Source organism: Caballeronia eucalypticola, assembly GCF_047608185.1.
GTDB lineage: Bacteria > Pseudomonadota > Gammaproteobacteria > Burkholderiales > Burkholderiaceae > Caballeronia.
The window spans coordinates 140,589-158,466 of sequence record NZ_JBLKRU010000009.1; the positions used below are offsets into that span (position 1 = coordinate 140,589).

A 17,878-nucleotide genomic window follows, 5' to 3' on the forward strand; every position below is an offset into this window, starting at 1 on the left:
ATGCCTTACGCTTACCTCCCCTCCGACCTTGACGACGCGCTGCTGGTCGGCCGCGTCTGGCGGCCTGCGCCTGTCAACGGACCCTCGGTGATCGTCGTGCGGCGCGGCGAAGTCGTCGACATCACTTCGACAGTCGCCACCACCGCCGATCTTTTCGATCGCGACGATGCCGTGGAGATCGCGCGCCACGCTCCAGGGGAGTCACTTGGCTCAGTCGATGCGCTGATAAACGCGTCGCTCGATTCGTCCCCCGGCGCAGTGCATTTGCTGGCGCCGTGCGATGTGCAGGCGATCAAGGCGTGCGGCGTGACGTTCGCGGTAAGCCTGCTCGAACGTGTGATCGAGGAACACGCGGGCGGCGACGCAAGCAAGGCGCAGGAAACCCGCGCGATGATCAACGAGTTGATCGGTGCGGATCTGTCGAAGATAAAACCCGGTTCCGAAGCGGCGGCAAAATTGAAGGCTGAACTCGAGCGCCGCGGTGCGTGGTCGCAATACATGGAAGTTGGAATTGGTCCGGATGCCGAAGTATTTTCGAAATCACAACCTATGTCCTCGGTTGGATTCGGTGCGGACGTGGGTTTGTATCCGACATCGAAGTGGAACAACCCCGAGCCGGAAATCGTGCTGGCGGTAAACAGCGCGGGCGAAATAGTGGGCGCAACGCTCGGCAACGACGTGAACCTGCGCGACATCGAAGGCCGCTCCGCTTTGCTGCTCGGCAAGGCGAAGGACAACAACGGTTCATGCTCGATCGGGCCGTTCGTGCGGCTGTTCGACGGCACGTTCACGCTCGACGCCGTGCGCGAGGCGAGCGTGTCGCTGCGCATTGAAGGCGCGGACGATGGTTTTGTGCTGGACGGCGTCAGCCACATGCGCGAGATCAGCCGCGATCCGGCGGACCTGGTTGCGCAGACGCATGGCGCGCACCATCAGTATCCGGACGGTTTCATGTTGTTTCTCGGCACCATGTTTTCGCCGATCAAGGATCGCGACACACCGGGTGGCGGCTTCACGCATCATCTGGGCGACGTGGTGACTATCTCGACGCCATCGCTGGGCGCGATCGTCAACACCGTGCGGTTATCGACGGAAATTACGCCATGGACGTTCGGGGTACGTGCGCTCTATCGCAACCTGGCGGCGCGCGGCGTGCTTGGCAGCATGCGCGTTTCCTGAGCGGGTTCGACGCGGCGCATTCTTCTGATAACGACTGGAAAAAGATCAGAAGAAAATAAGCGCCGCTCGATTGCGTCCTTGTCCGCAAACCCACGCAAACCCGGCAAGGACGCGTTCGTCAATCTTACTGATTGACGAGGTCTTTGAACGCTTTGCCAGCGGTAAACTTGACCGTCTTTGCGGCTGCGATCTGGATGGTGTCGCCAGTCTTGGGATTGCGGCCCGTGCGCGCAGCGCGTGCGCCGGTGCTGAACGTGCCGAAACCGACGAACTGAACGCTGTCGCCGCTAACAACGGCTTGCGTGACGGTCGAGATGAATGCATCGATAGCTTCAGCAGCTGCTGCCTTGCTCGTACCAGTGGCGGACGCCACGGCGTCAACGAGTTCTTGCTTGTTCATTTCTGTTTTCTCAAAGATGGGTACAACGCACTGCCCATGCGAGTGCATGGTGGAAGCGTCACCTTACCGGACGCGCCCGTTAGAGGCAAATCCGTTTTCTTGCGAATAGACCGCGGGTTTGTTTCGGGTTTGCTCCCGGTTTATCCTCTTCAACGCCAGAGATACCGCTCTTCGAGACTCCATATGGAATGCAAATGCCGATTCAATAGTTTGCAAGGCACCCAAGCCATGCAACCATTCCCGCTGCCTTTATCGGCGAAACGCTGCTAAAACCGCTTCATATAAGCGGTTTTGTGGTCTTCGTTCGCTTTCCTTCTCTCGCCCCACCCTTCGCGTGCCACTCCCATGAGCAAGAAAAAGATCCTCCTGAACGCGTTCAACATGAACTGTGTTGGCCATATCAACCATGGTTTGTGGACGCATCCGCGCGACCAGTCGCAAGATTACCGAAAGCTTTCATACTGGACGGATCTCGCAAAATTGCTTGAACGCGGACTGTTCGACGGACTTTTTATTGCGGATATCGTGGGGGCGTATGACGTTTATCAGGCGTCGGTCGACCTGACGCTGAAGGAATCCATACAGTTACCCGTCAACGATCCCCTGATGCTGGTTTCCGCCATGGCAGCCGTCACACAGCATCTTGGTTTCGGCGTCACGGTGAACCTCACTTACGAAGCCCCCTATCTTCTGGCACGACGCTTTTCCACGCTCGATCACCTGACAGAGGGACGGATCGGCTGGAACATCGTGACCGGTTATCTCGACAGCGCCGCGCGCGCGATGGGTCTCACCGAGCAGATTGCCCACGACGAACGCTACGACCGCGCCGATGAATATCTCGATGTCACGTACAAGCTTTGGGAAGGCAGTTGGGAAGACGACGCCGTCGTGCGCGATCGCAGCACGCGCGTGTTCGCCAATCCGGAAAAGATCCATAAGGTCCAGCATCACGGCCGCTACTACGACGTAGAGGGTTATCACTTGTCCGAGCCTTCGCCGCAACGCACGCCCGTGCTGTTCCAGGCGGGTTCATCGGGACGCGGGCAGGCGTTTGCGATTCGTCATGCCGAGTGCGTGTTCGTATCGAGTCAGAGCAAGGAAAGTACGCGCAAACTCGTCGATGCATTACGCAAGCAAGCGGCCGAGGCCGGCCGCGACCCGGCAAGTCTCAAGGTCTTCATGGGCGTCACGGTGGTGGTGGGGCGCACCACGGCTGAAGCCGAGGAAAAGTTCGCCGAGTACGCAAGCTATGCAAGCGCCGAAGCGGGATTGGCGCATTTTGCGGCGGGCAGCGGTATCGATTATTCGAAGTTCGATCTGGATGACGAACTCGCGCCGCCGGGCGGTCACAAGAGCCGCGGCATAGAGTCGTCGGTGCAACGCGTGACGGACGGACAGTCCGGCTGGACCGTGCGGCGCCTGCTCGATCAATTGAAACTCGGCGGGCGGTTCACGACTATCGTCGGCGATCCGGTTCAGGTGGCTGATGCGCTGGAATCGTGGATGGACGAAGCCGGCGTCGACGGTTTTAATCTGACGCGTACCGTGACGCCTGAAAGTTACGAGGACTTTATCGACCTCGTGATTCCCGAGCTGCAGGCACGCGGTGTGTACAAGACCGCTTACGCCGATGGCACCCTGCGCGAGAAGTTGTTCAATCGCGGCGCGAAGCTGCCGGATGAACATACGGGCGCATCGTTCCGACGGACTGGCGTGGAGTAAAACTGACCATACGGTGTTGTCGGTCATTCATGCTGCCAGTGAACCGGGCTGTGTGCTCCCTGCCAATGATTAGCCATCCGATACAAGCCGGCAACGTCTTTTTGGGCCGTCACGAGCCTTGTAGCGGATCGCTTAGCCCTCGGTTTCAATCGCACCAATCCTCACATGCTTAGAGAATTTCCAGCTTTACGCGCCATCCACCGCGCTTACTGACTGAGGTATCCTCGACGCTCCAGCATCATGAGCACGCTCTTGAACACATCCGGACATACCCCGTTGAACATCGTCGTGATCGGTGGCGGCTTCACCGGCATCGCATTCATCATTCACGCCATTCGTGCCTGCCCCGCTGACGTCGATCTCGACTTCACTATTGTGGAACCGTCGGCGGAACTCGGCCGGGGCATCGCCTATGGAACGTCTGAGCCGCTGCATCGGATCAACGTACCAACAGACCGGATGAGCCTGTTCGCGGGCGACTCCACGCATGCCACGCGCTGGCTCCAGGCGCACGACGCAATCGACGCCGGCAGCAGCGACGGCCAAGGCAGCTACTACGTATCGCGCGCACGATACGGCGAGTACGTCGCCGCGACCCTGGCCGATGTCGTGGCCGAGGCCGCCTCGCATGTGCGCGTGACGCATCGGCGAGCAACCGCCACGGGCGTGCGCAAGTCGGAATCAGGTTATACGGTCACGCTGGACGATGGCTCGCGTCTGGACGCGCATCGCGTTGCGCTGTGTTTTGGCCATACGCCCTCAAAACCGCCGGGGGTCATCGACGAGCAGGCTTCGCACGATCCCAGGCTGGTCTCCAATCCGTGGGCGCCCGACGCGTTGCGAGCGATCCCGCAGGACGCGTCCGTGCTGCTGGTCGGCACCGGCCTGACGATGGCGGACGTGGCCGTCACGCTGATCGAGCGCGGGCATTCCGGACGCATCAGCGCAATTTCCCGCCGGGGTTTACGCGCCCAGCCGCATGGTCTTTTCTCCGATGCCGCCGATTTCCTCGATAACGCCGCTCCACCCGCCAGCGCCCGTGAACTCGTGCGCAAGCTCAGGCAGAGGATCGCGCGCGACGAGGCCCGCATCGGCTGGCAACCCGCCGCCGACGCCCTGCGTTTCGATCTTCCGCGGATCTGGAACGCGCTGCCCGCTCGCGAACAACGCCGCGTCGTGAAACGGCTGCTGGCGTTCTGGGACGTCCATCGCTTTCGCATCGCGCCGCAAATTCATACGGCGATTGAGCGGGCGATTGAACGCGGTCAGATGAGCGTTATTACGGCGGGTATCGTGGGAATCAGTCGTACGGCAGAGCGGTTCAGCGCCAAGCTGCGATATCCAGGCGGCACGCATCAAGAGCATTCATTCGACGCGGTTGTTTTCTGTACGGGACCCGCACGCGATATCGACCGGAATCCGCTCGTGAAGTCGCTCCTGGAGAACGGGCTCGCTCGGCTGGACGCGGTGCGGATCGGACTCGATACCGATCTTCGCAGCCAGCTCAGGAATGCAGAGGGCGACGTGTCGCCAGGCTTGCTGGCTTTCGGCCCGATGACACGCGGAAGCTTCGGCGAAATGACCGGCGCTCCTGACATCGCCCGGCATCTCGAACGGGTGCTCAAGGATGGCAGCTTGCTGGCGTATACATCGGCGCGTTGACCCGCGCTCATGCCTACATGCCTACATGCCTACATGGATCAGCCTAACGCCGCCGAAGAAAACCAGACATGCTGGTAAGCCGCCACTGCGGTCTCATCCGGTAGACGCTCGGACGTCAGCCACGCCGACCTGACGGACCATGCCGCGTGGACATCGGGCGGTGGCACGAACAAATCCGCAGTCGTTGCCCCGCCAACGCAAGCGATGAACCACGAGTTCATGAGCGGTTTCGCCTCAAAACCCCTGTCGGTCCGAGTGACCAGCAGGGTTAGTCCCACGTTATCTGACGGTCGCCAAGGGAAGATCAAACGCCCTTGCGGACGCAACGCGGCAAGCCAGGCGATCGGCGGCGCCAAGACGCCTGCATTCACATAAATCACGTCCGACGCCGGCAAAGGCAACTTCGTCGCGTCGCCTTGCGTCACGGTCACGCACTCGAATGCGCGCAAGTTCTTGCGGGCCTTTTCGGCCAGATCCGGATCGATTTCGAACGCCTCTACCCGACCGCCAGGGAGCGCGAGCACGGAGAGGATCGCGGTGTAATAACCGGAACCCGCGCCGACATGGCACACCACGTCGCCCCGTTGCGGCGCAACCGCGCCGAGCCATGCAGCGTGAAGGAATGGCTCGCCGTTATTGATTCCCTTGGATGCATCGAGCGCGACCAGGGCATTCTGGTAGAGATGGACGGGGTCGGCGCTGGGAGTCTCGACGTACTCGTTGTTGATCATAAGCTTCCACGGACCCGGCGGCAGGAATACCTCACGAGGCACGAGTTCGAACACGCGCTCGAGCCTCGGATCATCGGACTTGCTCGCGGCTGCCATGGATCTGGCGTAATGCTCCCTTGCTTCCGTAAGACTTGTCTTTTCCTTGCGATTCACAACAACCCCTTATCCGCAGATGGTTTGGAAGCGGGGTTTTCGTGGTGCATAAGCATGACCGGCTTCGCTGACGTGAGCTATCGTGGCCGATGCCCTGGTCCGGCGTCAAGATGCCCTAACCGACCAAGCTCACGAATCCGCAAGCCGCTTGATAACGCAGAGCAATTGCGTTTTTTAGCTACGGCAAGCAGACGTAATTACACTGATATGGCCCACTGTTTCGGTAAAGTCGTCCGAGCGTGGCGCTGCGGCCGAATTCCTGCCGGATAAAATTACTTCCAGACGAACGCGCTCAATTTACCCGCAGCTGAATGAACGGGATTACGTATTCCTTAAGTGCATTTCCGCCATATCCGGCACCGCACATCCGGCCAATTGGGAGATTCCCGATGTCCAGACAAACACTGCGTAAGCAATAAATAGCGCTTCCAGCGCCCATTATTTGGGCTGGCGCCCCCCAGTTGAGCGACTGCATTTCCTAACTTGTATGCAATGCAGCTTTTCCGGTTTGGAAATCTTCAATAATTATTGGCACGGCGTACAATTGATTCGCCATAATTCCAAAAGCGCATAGCGCCGCAGCGATTTTTGTTACGGACGCGCTCATGGACTTAGAGAAGTCTTGTCACAACAATGCAATGCGACGCGGCTCGGCGCTCTGGTTTTATTCTCACTCGTTAGCTCTAAATTTTGGATACGCTCATGGCAACCGGTACGGTCAAATGGTTCAACGATGCAAAAGGCTTCGGCTTCATCACACCCGATGACGGCGGCGAAGATCTGTTCGCACACTTTTCGGAAATCAAGGCAGAAGGCTTCAAAAGCCTTCAAGAAAATCAGAAGGTAACGTTTGAGGTAAAGCAAGGGCCCAAGGGCAAGCAGGCATCGAATATCGTGCCGGCATAAGTTTGATCCGGCCGTCACGGCGGCCGGTTTTCATCCGTCACGCGGATGATGCCGGGGCGCGGTCATCCATGGCCGCGCCCCGTAGTAAGTTTGTGCGTGTCATTACACGTAACGCGTCAATGGTAATCGACGCCTGACGGCCTCGATCTCCATTCGCTCTGTCTTATCTGCCAGTCCTGGCAAATGCATCGTCCTGTACCGCCGATTTCCCTCCATGCACCGCGTTTGATTTAAAAGCGGCAGCGGCTGTATCGGCAGCGGAATGAGAAAGACTGAATCGTTCCTCGGGCGCCGTCCCATTCAAATGGTAATTGCCGACTGCTGCCTCACGCTGGATCGCCGGATTATGCGAGGCAATCACGCGTGCATTGCGCCAGTGGCGATCGAGCCGGCGCGCCTCGCTCGTCGCCGACGCTCCGCCCACTTCGAATAGCAGCGTGGCGGCTTCGAGCACTTGCTCGAGTACGATTTGCTGTGCCTGATAAGCCTGGATATCGACGGCAATGTAATCTTCCGTCGTCGCCACGCCCGCAATACGCGCTCGATGCACCCGCTCAAGCGCCGCTGCGACCGACTCGACCAGCGCTTCAGCCGAATACGCCAGACTCGCGAGGCGCCCCACTACGCGATGCACCAGCGGATTGTCGCGCGGGCTCGACTGCCCCGCTACGCCGAACGTGCGCGTACGGCCCTGAACGAACGCGACACCATCGCGCAATACCGCGCGCGCAATGCCGGCGAGCGTCGCCAGATGCACGGTCTGATAGAACGCGGTCAGCAGGGAATTGCGGCGCGGTTCGGAGGCTTTGTAGCGCGACAAAATCTGATCGACAGGCACGCGTACGTTGTCAAAACGCGTTGTACCGCTAGCGGTCAGACGCTGGCCGAACCCGTCCCAGTCGTCGGTGCGCGCTACACCCGGCGCATCGCTTCGGACCAGCACGTGGAGATCGGTCTGCGCATCGTGCGCGGCCACGTTGATCCATTCCGAATAAAGCGTACCCGTGCTGTAATACTTCTCGCCGTTCAGCAGGACAAAGCCGGCATCGGCATCCGGCGCAAGGGTAACGCTGTTGTGCGTGGAGCCGGTGCGCTCCGACGTAGCCGCGCCAATCGTCTCGCCTTTCGCAATACGGCCCAGCCAGCGCTCACGCGTTGCGTCATCGCCAGTTTCAAGTTGCTGTTCGATAAAACCGGTATGCGCGCGAATGATTTGCGGCAGGTTCGAATCGGCTTCGCCCAGACGCGTCAGGAGACGGAAATACTGCGGCAAGGAAACGCCGCTGCCGCCATATTCGCGCGGGACTCTCAATGCAGTAAAGCCGCTGTCTTTCAAACTCTGGACAGCATCGCGAGCGAGTTCACGGCCCTGCTCACGTTCTATGGTCCCTTTACCGATGTGCTCGAATATCTCCGCGAAACGCGCGTAAAGCGCAGCGTCCGCCGGTGCTGACGTCGTCATTCACTTCTCCACAATTTGAACAGGTACGAACGATGAGGATAAGTGCCGCGTCAATCCGCCGACAACGAACGATAGGTGCTAACCATATGCACTTACCGGGTTTCTCAAGGCTCGTTCTCGATTGCTTTAGTGCTCTGACATATATCGATCAGCGGATTTATTCGTCGCTTTGCGTGGCTGCCCGGTCAAGAATCCAGAGTTAACTAATGTCAGTTATTAAGCGCTAGAGCAAGATGACCCAACCTCTCAACACTCCGCCACGACAACTTCACCTCAACGTCAATATCCTGCATTCGGGTTTCGTTCCGTCCGCGTGGCGGCTGGCCGATGCTGACCCTCAGGCGTTCATCGACGTTCGTCACTACATGCGGGTCGCGCAAATTGCAGAGGCGGCCGGTTTCGACGCTGTTTTCCTCGCGGACAACGCCTCGATCGCCGACCAGATCGACTTTCGCCCGATCACCGCGCTCGAGCCGACCATCCTGCTTGCCAGCATCGCCGCGGCGACATCGCATATCGGCGTAATCGGCACGGCCTCCACGAGTTACAACGAGCCGTACAACATCGCGCGACGTTTCGCCACGCTCGACCACGTCAGCGGCGGGCGTGCCGGCTGGAACGTGGTGACCACTGCAGACCTGGGCTCGGCGCGCAATTTCGGGCGCGATACGGTCCCCGATCATGCCGAGCGCTACGCCCGTGCCGCAGAATTCACCAGCGTCGTGAAGGCGCTCTGGGATAGCTGGGAGGACGGCGCGATCATCGGCGATAAAACGAGCGGACTATTCGTCGATACCGACCGGGTTCATCCCGTCCAGCATCGAGGCACGCATTTCTCCGTGCAAGGTCCGTTGAACGTGCCGCGTTCACCGCAAGGACATCCGGTGCTGGTGCAAGCCGGCGCGTCCGGCGATGGCCGCGAGCTCGCGGCGCGCCATGCCGAGGCGGTGTTCTCGGCCTCACAATCGTTCGACGAATCTCTAGCCTATGGGCGCGATCTGAAGGCGCGGGCGGCGGCGTATGGACGCGGTCCTGACGCCGTGAAGGTACTGGCGGGACTCACGACGATCATCGGCGCCACGGAGTCCGAAGCATTGCGTCGACGGGATGAACTCGTCGACCTGATCCCGTGGAGCTATAGCGTCACCCGGCTGGCCGGCACCCTCGGCGTCACGCCGGATCGCCTCAAACTGGACGAACAACTGCCCGACAACCTGAGCTTGCCCGGCCAGGGCAACGGCAACCATACGTTCTTTCACGCCACGCTGGCACAAGCGCGGCAGCACGGCTACACCGTGCGCCAGCTTATCCGGGCGCTTGTCGGAGGCGGGGGACATCGCGTGATCGTGGGAACGCCCGAGCAGATCGCTGACGACATCGAACGCTGGTTCAAAGCGGGTGCCGCCGATGGCTTCAACCTCATGCCCGATACCTTGCCGGGTGGCTTGCAGGACTTCGCCGACGGCGTGGTTCCAATCCTTCGCCAGCGCGGCATCTTTCGCACAAGCTACGAAGGCACGACGTTGCGCGAGCATCTTGGTTTGGCGCGCCCCGACAACCAGCGCTTATGGCGCAAAAGTGCCTGACGCTTTCCCCCTTCACGAAGCAACCTGACCCCACACACCATGGCCAAGCGAACCGGACAACTGCGCCTAGGCGCCTTTCTTTATCCCGCGGGACACCACATTGCCGCGTGGCGGCACCCCGATGCCCAGGCGGACGCCGGCGTCAATTTCCGGCACTACGTGCAGCTTGCTCAAGCGGCGCAAGCAGCGAAATTCGATCTTCTGTTTCTCGCCGATGGCGTAGGCACACGAGGCGATAACCTCGACTTCCTGAGCCGCACGGCGCATAGCTATATCGCTCAGTTCGAGCCCATTACATTGCTGTCGGCACTAGCCGCCTTGACTGAGAACATCGGTCTGGTCGGGACCGCATCGACGAGTTTCAACGAGCCGTATCACATCGCCCGCAAGTTCGCGTCGCTCGACCATATCAGCGGCGGCCGGGCGGGATGGAACCTCGTGACTTCATCGAACGAGCACGAAGCGAAGAACTTCAATCGCGACAAGCATTTTGATCATGGCGAGCGCTATGAACGGGCAACCGAGTTCGCGGAAGTTGTCGACCATCTCTGGGATAGTTGGGAGGACGATGCATTCCTGCGCGACAAAGAGCAAGGCCGTTTCTTCGATCCCGCCAAGCGTCATGTCGTCGATCACAAGGGACGATTTTTCCAGGTCAAAGGTCCATTGAACGTTGCGCGATCGCCGCAGGGTCAGCCGGTGGTCGTGCAAGCGGGTTCATCGGAAGCGGGCCGCGCACTGGCCGCCCGTACCGCCGAGGTTATCTTCACGGCGCAGCAAACGCTTCAGGACGCGATCGATTTTTACGCCGATGTCAAAAGCCGCCTCGAACAGCATGGACGTCATCCGGATGAACTGAAGATCATGCCGGGCGTCATGCCCATTGTCGGGCGCACGGAAAGCGAGGCTCGCGAGAAGTTCGAGCATCTGCAATCGCTGATTGATCCGGCGGTGGGCCTAGCGCTGGTCTCGGGTCTGACGGGTGGTTTTGACTTGTCAGGTTATCCACTCGATGGCCCGATTCCCGAGCTGCCGGAAACGAACGCGAGCAAGAGCCGTCAGCTGCTTACGCTTGAATTGGCACGGCGTGAAAACCTGACGATTCGACAGCTTTATCTGCGCGTGGCGGGCGCACGCGGACATTGGCAACTGGCCGGCACGCCCGGGCAGATCGCGGATCAACTCGAAGAACGCTTCGTCAACTATGGCGCCGACGGCTACAACATCATGCCCGCGGTTTTGCCGGGCAGCCTGACGGATTTCATCGAACTCGTGTTGCCGGAATTGCGCCGCCGCGGACTGTTTCGCACGGAGTATGAGGGCAGCACGCTGCGCGCGAATCTGGGCCTTGCGCGGCCTGCTAACCGGTACTCGGTGGAGAAGGCCAGCGCGGTGGCCGCCTGAGCGGACGAGGTCGGCCAGCGCTGCGTAAACAGACGACCTCACACGGAACTCGCGTACCCACTAAAATCCTTGGAAAGGACATTTTTCAAGGTGGGTATCTGGCTGAGCATCAACAAGGTTTTATCCTGACCCGCCATTGGCGGGACACCGCCGATGGAACGGAGGTCGACTTCTGGCTGGCGACGGACGACGGTCCCCGTCACCTGCGGCTGCGCCCGCAGGATTCGGTCGCGTTCATTCCGGCCGAACAACGGGAGCGCGCCGAAACCGTTTTGCAGCGCGAGAAGCAGGTGGAATTGCGCCCGCTGGATCTGGTTGATTTCAGCCATCGACCGGTCTTGGGCCTGTACTGCAAGCAGTATCGACAATTGACGGGGATGGAGAGGCGTCTGAAGCAGGGCGGCGTCGACGTGTACGAAGCCGATGTCTTTCCGCCGGACCGCTACATGATGGAGCGCTTCATCACGGCGCCCGTCCTGTTCACCGGCCAGTCTCATGATGACGGGCCGCTTCTGAACAGCGAGTTGAAACCCGCATCGGGTTATCGGCCGACATTGAAACTGGTGTCGCTCGACATAGAAACCAGTGCCAAGACGGAGCTATATTCCATCGCGCTCGAAGGCTGCGGCGAGCGTCAGGTTTATATGCTGGGACCACCCAATGGCGATAGCAGCGGCATTGACTTCAAGCTTGAATACTGCGAAAGCCGCCCTCTCCTGCTGGAGAAACTCAACGAGTGGCTTGAGCGGCATGATCCCGATGCGATCATCGGCTGGAACCTGGTTCAGTTCGATCTGCGCGTATTGCAGGAACACTCGCAGCTTTACCAGATTCCGCTGCGGCTGGGTCGCGGCGGGAGCGTGATGGAATGGCGTCAGCATGGGATCACTCAAAACCATTTCTTCGCGGGTGCAGCGGGACGATTGCTGATCGATGGCATTGAAGCGCTCAGGTCGGCAACATGGAGCTTCCCTTCATTCAGCCTCGAGTATGTCGCGCAGACCGTGCTCGGCGAAGGTAAGGCCATCGATAACCCGTACCAGCGGATGGACGAAATCCAGCGTCGCTTCGATGAGGACAAGCCCGCTCTCGCGCGCTACAACCTGAAGGATTGCGAGCTGGTGACGCGGGTCTTTGCGAAGACGGAGCTGCTGCCGTTTTTGCTCGAACGCGCCACGGTCACGGGTCTGCCCGCTGATCGAAGCGGCGGATCGGTGGCCGCTTTTACGCACTTGTATATGCCGCGGATGCATCGACAAGGTTTCGTCGCACCGAATCTCGGCGATGTCGCCGGCGCGGCAAGCCCCGGCGGATTCGTGATGAATTCACGCCCCGGTCTTTATGATTCCGTGCTGGTGCTCGACTATAAAAGCCTGTATCCATCCATTATTCGTACCTTCCTGATTGATCCCGTCGGGCTGGTGGATGGATTAAAACATCCTGATGATCAGCACTCCATACCGGGTTTTCTCGGCGCGCGATTCTCACGCACGCGCCACAGTTTGCCGGCCATCGTTGATCAGGTCTGGAAAGGACGCGAGGAAGCGAAGCGCGAGCACAACAAGCCGCTCTCGCAAGCTTTGAAGATCATCATGAACGCGTTTTATGGCGTATTGGGTTCAACGGGATGCCGCTTCTTCGACCCTCGCCTTGCGTCGTCGATCACCATGCGCGGCCATGAAATCATGCGCAAGACGCGTGAGCTGATTGAAGCTGAAGGATATGAAGTGATTTATGGCGATACGGATTCAACGTTCGTGTGGCTGAAGCACGCTCGCACCGAGGAAGAAGCGGCGCGGATTGGCGGGCTGCTCGTCGAGCATGTGAATGCGTGGTGGCGGGATCATGTGCGGGAACGCTTCGGTCTGGAGAGCGCGCTGGAGTTGCAACTCGAACGGCACTATAAGCGGTTTTTCATGCCCACCATTCGCGGCGCGGAAGAAGGCAGCAAGAAGCGTTATGCAGGTCTTAGCATGCTGCCTGATGGTAGCGAAGAAGTGGTCTACAAGGGACTTGAAACAGTTCGCAGCGACTGGACGCCGCTCGCGCAGCAGTTCCAGCGCGAACTCTATTTGCGGATATTCAAGGGTGAACCGTATCAGGATTATGTACGCGACTATGTGCGTCGTACGCTAAGCGGCGAATTTGACGAACTGCTTGTGTATAGAAAACGCCTTCGCCGGCCGCTGGATGCTTATGAGCGCAACGTGCCGCCGCATGTGCGTGCGGCTCGCATGGCCGATGAATTCAACCGCGAGCGTGGGCGGCCGTTGCAGTATCAACGTGGCGGCTGGATCAGCTATGTGATGACCAGCGCGGGACCGGAACCGCTTGAAACCTTGCGGGCTGCGATTGACTACGATCACTATTTGACGAAGCAGTTGCAGCCTATCGCCGATGCTATCTTGCCGCTTCTGCAAAGCGACTTCCAGGCGTTGATGTCTGGTCAGCATGAGTTGTTTTAGCTGAGAAGATATCCACAGAAATTGTTGGCAAGGCTGTGGACAAATCACGCCCTGCGACTAACAGCGCTGCGGCGCCGGTTTGCTGTCTCGCAGCTGGCCACGGCGCTTGCAGGGATGATTGGGCATGACACATTTCTTCAGAATTGCGCGGTCGCCTGCACCCCGACCGTTACGCGTGCGGTCGGAAACGCGCTGGGTTTGAAAATCGGTGTACCGATGAACAGGTCATAAGAGAGTCCAAAAAAGCGCGACGGCAGACCGCCCCGGATGCCGATCACGGCACCCGCCAGTTGCGTCCCTGCCAGGGACGCCGTATTCGGTCCGAACACGCGCCCGTAGTCGATCCCCGCGTATAGCGTCTGTCCTGTCTGCAAAACGGGCCACTGCAGTTCGTTGCGCCAGTAAAAGCCTCGCTCGGCGGCGAGCATGGTTTCACCGTCAAAGCCGCGCACCGTGTATCGGCTGCCGATGGTCAGATCGTCCAGATAGAACAACGTGTCGTTGGTGAACTGCGCGTGAATCGTCGTCACGTAGCGGAATGTTTGTTTAGCAACAGCGAACGGCACCGAGAGGTTACCGTCCAGCACGAGCATCCTGTAGAGATACGTTGGATACTTTCGAGGGCTGCCGTCGCCTGTGGAGGAATACAGGTCTGGGTCGGGGTCGCCCGTTGCGCCAAAGCCGTGAATGCCCTGGCGGTAAGCAAGCGTGCCGTCGAATTGCGCCGCGCCGAAGTAATGGCGGTCCGTCAAACCCGCTTCGATGAACGTGTTGTTGCGGTCCTGGATCGGGATCGTTGTGTCGGCGATGAAGCTCTCGCCGAAACGTCTGGATAGCTGGAACTCCACGCCGAACACATCGCTTTGGCTGCGGCTCAGCACGCGCGCGAGCCTGAGCGCGGCGGTCTGCGAATTGCCGCTCGACACATACGTTTCGTTGACGCCTGCGATCTGCTGGTAGTAAGTGTTGGTGTTGCCCGAGAGCGTCGCCGTCCAGTAACCCCATGGAACGGAGTACGAACCATTGAATCCATGCGAGCCGAGCGATTTGTTGCCGAACGATAAGTCCTGGTTCGCGCCGAGCGTGAGCACGTCGTTCAGGCCAAGCGGATCGTCGATGCCAAGGCTCACGTTACCCTGCCATTTACCGGTTGCGTCCGTTCCAGAGTTATCGACGGATGCGACGAAGCTCAACGGTTTTGAACGCTTGACGGTCACGACGACATCGCTTTCCCCCGGTGTATCGGTCGGTTCGATTTTCATGTCCACGTCTTGCGATGCGACACGCTTCATCTGCTCCAGACCCTGCTCAAGATCGCGCAAGTCCAGCAGATCGCCGGCGCGGGCGGGGAATGCGGATTTCAAGGTGCCGCGTGTGTTGGGATCGGCGAAACGGATCTGTCGCACGACGCCGGGGACGAGGGCGAATGCGAGCGTGCCTTTCGAAAGGTCCTGTTCAGGCAACAGGACGCGCGTGGTCACGTAGCCGCGCGAAAGGATCGTTTGCTGCAACGCCTTCGCGAGTATGTCGATACCTGCCTTGCCAATGCATTGACCCTGGTAGTAGTCGAGCCATTCGCGCGCGAAGGCGAATGGGTCGAGCGATAGCGCCGAAGCGCCCTTACTGCGCACGGCATCCGATAGCGTTGCGGGCACATCGAGCGCGAACGTAGCGATGCGAAAGCACGGCTCTTCCTTTGGCAAGAGCGGGAAACCTTCGAACGTTGGCAGGGTGGAGCGGACCGCCGGCGCTTGCACGGTTGCATCACGCTGCTGTGCGTCGCGTTGCTGCTGGATTTGCTGGTTCTGCTCGGTGTTGGCACGGGCTGCTGCGGCTTCGTCGGCTGGCGTTGGTGCGTGTTGTGCGTTCGATGCGAGCGATACCAGGGCTGTGAGCGGCAGCGCCGCCAGCCTCTTTCGAATTTTCATTGTGTCGTCACTCGACTTATCTGGATATCACTAACGCTCGGCGTGCCTGCGGATAGGTTTTTCTTTGACGGGTCTGCGTCGCTCGAAGCCATCATGTCCTTGAGATCCGCATTGCCCTTGACGCTGATGTTGTAGCCACCGTCACCAGTTTGAATTCCGGCTTGTTCGATCTGGCCTGTGTTGCTGCCGCTGGTGTTGGCGTTGTTCCCGCTCCGGCACATTGGAAATCGACCGCTCAAGCTTTGGTGGTGAGCGTCGCTTGTCATCGTGTTCCGAACGATCGCGATGTCCGAGTCACGCGCGTCCGAGATGCCCACCGTTGGCGAATGACATTTCTTCCCGATGCAACAACCACTGGCAAACGGCTTTCGCCTGATGCGGATCTGTACTCGCAATCTTTCCCCCGACACGTTTTCGTTTTGAGGCGCGAGTTTGCCAGAAGTGCGCGCTCGTCCATCTCATTAACATCGCAGACCGAAGCAACTTGATCTCGGTAGGCACGCGGGGGCTGGGTTGACGGCCATCGGTTCTCGACGCTATCTGTGCTGCAAATCCGCAGCTATGAAGGCGGCAACTCACAACCAACCTTAGATGTGATCCGCAGGCTAACAACTGCGCTCAGCGTAAGTTCTGATGCGTTAGTTTTTTTTGATCAGGACGAGCGAGGGCCAGATGATGTGTTGCGCTACCAATTCGAAACCGTTTCACGCATGTCCGAGGACGAGCAACATTTTGTGCGTGGAGTGCTTGATGCTTTGATCATCAAGAATCAGGTAGCGGGGGCTATGGCGCGTGTGGTCGACAACGAGAAGCCCGCACGCAAGCCGCGCAAGTAGACAGCTAAAGGGGAGAACGCGGACGGAAACAAAGCGCGGGCGGTGAGTGCTACCAACACTCACCGCTGACCACCACCAACTCACTCAAGGAGTTGACTATGGCCGACGCCAATCTTAAATCGAGCTCGTCCGTCACCGAACGCTTTATGGCCTGTGAGAGTGCCATGAGATGGACCGATATCCCGACGTACTTGGCCTCGCCCAGGCAACGGCCTATTCCGAGGATTCGGCTTATGGGGCACTGGCTCGAACAGGCTGGGTTCAAACCCGATAGCCGCGTATGCGTTCACGTTGAAGACGGCAAGTTGATCATTACCCCCGCTTGAACCACACGCTACAAACAACGAACCCGGCTACGGCCGGGTTCGTTGTTTAGGTTGGCTTTTCGCCGTTCGCAATGTCCTTCAGTGCGGAGCCTGCCTCACCATAGGCATCAATCGCCCCGCTCGCAGCCGCCATGCCGTGCAATGCCGCTGCGCGATCATCCTCGCTGCGACTCGCGCCGCGCGCCTGGTCAACCGTGTTCGAGAGCGCGTCGAGCACCGGCGCCTTGATCGCGAGGGTAAAGCCGCTCTTGCTGACTTCATGCGTCTCGTCATGATGGGCCGTACTGGCGGCTGCATCGATAGTCACATTCGCCCCCGTACCGGTGATGTTTTGCGCGGCGATCAAGTCGCTGCCGGTGACGCGCAAGTCCGCGCCCGCTGACAGGTTCACGCTTGCGTTGGTACTGCCAATAAGGCTGCCGTTCTGCAGCACGGTACTGTCGTGCGCCGTGTCTTTCTGGTCTACCTTGCCATACGAGATACCCATCCCGCCCGAGCTGCCTAAACCCGACTTCTTCTCTTCGTGGAATGTGCTGCTCTCGCTCATATCTTGCGTGGTGTTGATGGTGAGATTGTTGACCGCCGCGAGCGTCACATCGCGCGGCCCCTCCGAGGACCTGCGTTTGCAGTTCGAAGCCGTTAGCCAGTTTTCACCCGAAGAGAAGCAGACCGTGCGCGAATTGCTCGAAGGCTTGATCCTCAAGCACGAGGCACGCCGATGGAGCGCTCGCACAGCGCAGAAGTCGTAACCGATTTGAAGAAGCAGAAGGACCGCTAAAGAAGCGCGGGCGATGAGTGCGTCAACACTCACCGCCCGCTGACCACCACCAGTTCACTGGAGAACTGACCATGGCTGACGCCAATCTTAAATCAAGCTCGACCTTTACCGAACGCTTTATGGCCTGCGAGAGCGCCACGCGGTGGACCGACTACCCGCAGCATCGGACACCGCCCAGGCAACGGCCTATCCCGCGGATTCGGCTTATAGGCAGATGGCTCGAGCAAGCTGGTTTTAAACCCCAAAGCCGCGTTTGTGTTCATGTCGAAGAGGGCAGGCTCATTATTACGCCAGCTTGAACGACTCCAGAAACAACAAACCCAGCGCAAGGCTGGGT

At 59.4% G+C, this 17,878-nt stretch carries 17 protein-coding genes; 11 read left to right on the forward strand and 6 right to left on the reverse strand.

Annotated features, from left to right (window positions below):
- The gene (locus ACMX25_RS13345; RefSeq protein ID WP_414950415.1) at positions 1–1,179 is read left to right on the forward strand and encodes a fumarylacetoacetate hydrolase family protein; all 1,179 of its coding nucleotides are present in this window, start codon (positions 1–3) and stop codon (positions 1,177–1,179) included.
- 124 nt (positions 1,180–1,303) lie between these two features.
- On the opposite strand, the gene ACMX25_RS13350 is transcribed toward ACMX25_RS13345, so the two are convergent.
- The gene (locus ACMX25_RS13350) at positions 1,304–1,627 is read right to left on the reverse strand and encodes an HU family DNA-binding protein (RefSeq protein WP_414950416.1); all 324 of its coding nucleotides are present in this window, start codon (positions 1,625–1,627) and stop codon (positions 1,304–1,306) included.
- Positions 1,628–1,924: 297 nt separating this feature from the next.
- Here ACMX25_RS13350 and ACMX25_RS13355 point away from each other — a divergent pair, with 297 nt between their 5' ends.
- Together ACMX25_RS13355 and ACMX25_RS13360 are read left to right on the forward strand one after the other, a co-directional pair.
- Positions 1,925–3,304: an LLM class flavin-dependent oxidoreductase gene (locus tag ACMX25_RS13355; RefSeq protein ID WP_414950417.1), complete on the forward strand. Its 1,380-nt coding sequence runs from the start codon at positions 1,925–1,927 to the stop codon at positions 3,302–3,304.
- Positions 3,305–3,544: 240 nt separating this feature from the next.
- Positions 3,545–4,966 carry an FAD/NAD(P)-binding protein gene (locus tag ACMX25_RS13360; RefSeq protein ID WP_414950418.1) on the forward strand — a complete coding sequence of 474 codons (1,422 nt, stop codon included), beginning with the start codon at positions 3,545–3,547 and terminating at the stop codon, positions 4,964–4,966.
- A gap of 38 nt (positions 4,967–5,004) precedes the next feature.
- Here the strand turns inward: ACMX25_RS13360 and ACMX25_RS13365 are convergent, their stop codons facing one another.
- Positions 5,005–5,793: a protein-L-isoaspartate O-methyltransferase family protein gene (locus ACMX25_RS13365; RefSeq protein WP_414950419.1), complete on the reverse strand. Its 789-nt coding sequence runs from the start codon at positions 5,791–5,793 to the stop codon at positions 5,005–5,007.
- Positions 5,794–6,552: 759 nt separating this feature from the next.
- Between ACMX25_RS13365 and ACMX25_RS13370 the strand changes: the two genes are divergently transcribed.
- Positions 6,553–6,756 carry a cold-shock protein gene (locus tag ACMX25_RS13370; RefSeq protein WP_031356584.1) on the forward strand — a complete coding sequence of 68 codons (204 nt, stop codon included), beginning with the start codon at positions 6,553–6,555 and terminating at the stop codon, positions 6,754–6,756.
- Positions 6,757–6,919: 163 nt separating this feature from the next.
- On the opposite strand, the gene ACMX25_RS13375 is transcribed toward ACMX25_RS13370, so the two are convergent.
- Complete coding sequence (locus ACMX25_RS13375) at positions 6,920–8,218, reverse strand: acyl-CoA dehydrogenase family protein (RefSeq protein ID WP_414950420.1); 1,299 nt, start codon at positions 8,216–8,218, stop codon at positions 6,920–6,922.
- A 233-nt stretch (positions 8,219–8,451) separates the two neighbouring features.
- Here ACMX25_RS13375 and ACMX25_RS13380 point away from each other — a divergent pair, with 233 nt between their 5' ends.
- The 3 genes from ACMX25_RS13380 to ACMX25_RS13390 all read left to right on the forward strand — a co-directional run bounded on the left by ACMX25_RS13380 (position 8,452) and on the right by ACMX25_RS13390 (position 13,673).
- On the forward strand, positions 8,452–9,804 hold the full coding sequence (locus tag ACMX25_RS13380; RefSeq protein ID WP_414950421.1) for an LLM class flavin-dependent oxidoreductase: 1,353 nt from the start codon (positions 8,452–8,454) through the stop codon (positions 9,802–9,804).
- 39 nt (positions 9,805–9,843) lie between these two features.
- Positions 9,844–11,208, forward strand: a complete 1,365-nt coding sequence (locus ACMX25_RS13385; protein ID WP_414950422.1) for an LLM class flavin-dependent oxidoreductase — start codon at positions 9,844–9,846, stop codon at positions 11,206–11,208.
- Positions 11,209–11,306: 98 nt separating this feature from the next.
- Complete coding sequence (locus ACMX25_RS13390) at positions 11,307–13,673, forward strand: DNA polymerase II (protein ID WP_414950484.1); 2,367 nt, start codon at positions 11,307–11,309, stop codon at positions 13,671–13,673.
- Positions 13,674–13,810: 137 nt separating this feature from the next.
- Here the strand turns inward: ACMX25_RS13390 and ACMX25_RS13395 are convergent, their stop codons facing one another.
- Positions 13,811–15,601 carry a ShlB/FhaC/HecB family hemolysin secretion/activation protein gene (locus ACMX25_RS13395; protein WP_414950423.1) on the reverse strand — a complete coding sequence of 597 codons (1,791 nt, stop codon included), beginning with the start codon at positions 15,599–15,601 and terminating at the stop codon, positions 13,811–13,813.
- Positions 15,598–15,867: a hypothetical protein gene (locus ACMX25_RS13400; RefSeq protein WP_414950424.1), complete on the reverse strand. Its 270-nt coding sequence runs from the start codon at positions 15,865–15,867 to the stop codon at positions 15,598–15,600. Before ACMX25_RS13400 ends, ACMX25_RS13395 begins: the two co-directional genes overlap by 4 nt.
- 276 nt (positions 15,868–16,143) lie before the next feature.
- Here ACMX25_RS13400 and ACMX25_RS13405 point away from each other — a divergent pair, with 276 nt between their 5' ends.
- Both ACMX25_RS13405 and ACMX25_RS13410 read left to right on the forward strand, forming a co-directional pair.
- Positions 16,144–16,437 (forward strand): hypothetical protein, encoded by a 294-nt coding sequence (locus ACMX25_RS13405; RefSeq protein ID WP_414950425.1) that lies wholly within the window; start codon positions 16,144–16,146, stop codon positions 16,435–16,437.
- A gap of 164 nt (positions 16,438–16,601) precedes the next feature.
- Positions 16,602–16,763, forward strand: coding sequence for a SymE family type I addiction module toxin (locus ACMX25_RS13410; RefSeq protein WP_414950485.1), 162 nt, complete (start codon positions 16,602–16,604; stop codon positions 16,761–16,763).
- Positions 16,764–16,809: 46 nt separating this feature from the next.
- On the opposite strand, the gene ACMX25_RS13415 is transcribed toward ACMX25_RS13410, so the two are convergent.
- Entirely contained in the window at positions 16,810–17,310 is a 501-nt protein-coding gene (locus tag ACMX25_RS13415; RefSeq protein ID WP_414950426.1) for a hypothetical protein, read from the reverse strand.
- A gap of 28 nt (positions 17,311–17,338) precedes the next feature.
- Here ACMX25_RS13415 and ACMX25_RS13420 point away from each other — a divergent pair, with 28 nt between their 5' ends.
- Both ACMX25_RS13420 and ACMX25_RS13425 read left to right on the forward strand, forming a co-directional pair.
- A complete protein-coding gene (locus ACMX25_RS13420; protein WP_414950490.1) occupies positions 17,339–17,512 on the forward strand; it encodes a hypothetical protein in 174 nt (57 codons plus the stop codon).
- Between the two features lie 148 nt (positions 17,513–17,660).
- Positions 17,661–17,840 carry a SymE family type I addiction module toxin gene (locus ACMX25_RS13425; protein ID WP_414950486.1) on the forward strand — a complete coding sequence of 60 codons (180 nt, stop codon included), beginning with the start codon at positions 17,661–17,663 and terminating at the stop codon, positions 17,838–17,840.
- The last annotated feature ends 38 nt before the right edge of the window (positions 17,841–17,878 follow it).

Bases quoted from the DNA above. Each gene is read 5' to 3' on its own strand.
- ACMX25_RS13345 (WP_414950415.1), top strand. From the start codon at position 1: ATGCCTTACGCTTACCTCCCCTCCGACCTTGACGACGCGCTGCTGGTC.
- ACMX25_RS13350 (WP_414950416.1), bottom strand. From the start codon at position 1,627: ATGCACTCGCATGGGCAGTGCGTTGTACCCATCTTTGAGAAAACAGAA.
- ACMX25_RS13355 (WP_414950417.1), top strand. From the start codon at position 1,925: ATGAGCAAGAAAAAGATCCTCCTGAACGCGTTCAACATGAACTGTGTT.
- ACMX25_RS13360 (WP_414950418.1), top strand. From the start codon at position 3,545: ATGAGCACGCTCTTGAACACATCCGGACATACCCCGTTGAACATCGTC.
- ACMX25_RS13365 (WP_414950419.1), bottom strand. From the start codon at position 5,793: ATGGCAGCCGCGAGCAAGTCCGATGATCCGAGGCTCGAGCGCGTGTTC.
- ACMX25_RS13370 (WP_031356584.1), top strand. From the start codon at position 6,553: ATGGCAACCGGTACGGTCAAATGGTTCAACGATGCAAAAGGCTTCGGC.
- ACMX25_RS13375 (WP_414950420.1), bottom strand. From the start codon at position 8,218: ATGACGACGTCAGCACCGGCGGACGCTGCGCTTTACGCGCGTTTCGCG.
- ACMX25_RS13380 (WP_414950421.1), top strand. From the start codon at position 8,452: ATGACCCAACCTCTCAACACTCCGCCACGACAACTTCACCTCAACGTC.
- ACMX25_RS13385 (WP_414950422.1), top strand. From the start codon at position 9,844: ATGGCCAAGCGAACCGGACAACTGCGCCTAGGCGCCTTTCTTTATCCC.
- ACMX25_RS13395 (WP_414950423.1), bottom strand. From the start codon at position 15,601: ATGAAAATTCGAAAGAGGCTGGCGGCGCTGCCGCTCACAGCCCTGGTA.
- ACMX25_RS13400 (WP_414950424.1), bottom strand. From the start codon at position 15,867: ATGACAAGCGACGCTCACCACCAAAGCTTGAGCGGTCGATTTCCAATG.
- ACMX25_RS13410 (WP_414950485.1), top strand. From the start codon at position 16,602: ATGAGATGGACCGATATCCCGACGTACTTGGCCTCGCCCAGGCAACGG.
- ACMX25_RS13415 (WP_414950426.1), bottom strand. From the start codon at position 17,310: ATGAGCGAGAGCAGCACATTCCACGAAGAGAAGAAGTCGGGTTTAGGC.
- ACMX25_RS13425 (WP_414950486.1), top strand. From the start codon at position 17,661: ATGGCCTGCGAGAGCGCCACGCGGTGGACCGACTACCCGCAGCATCGG.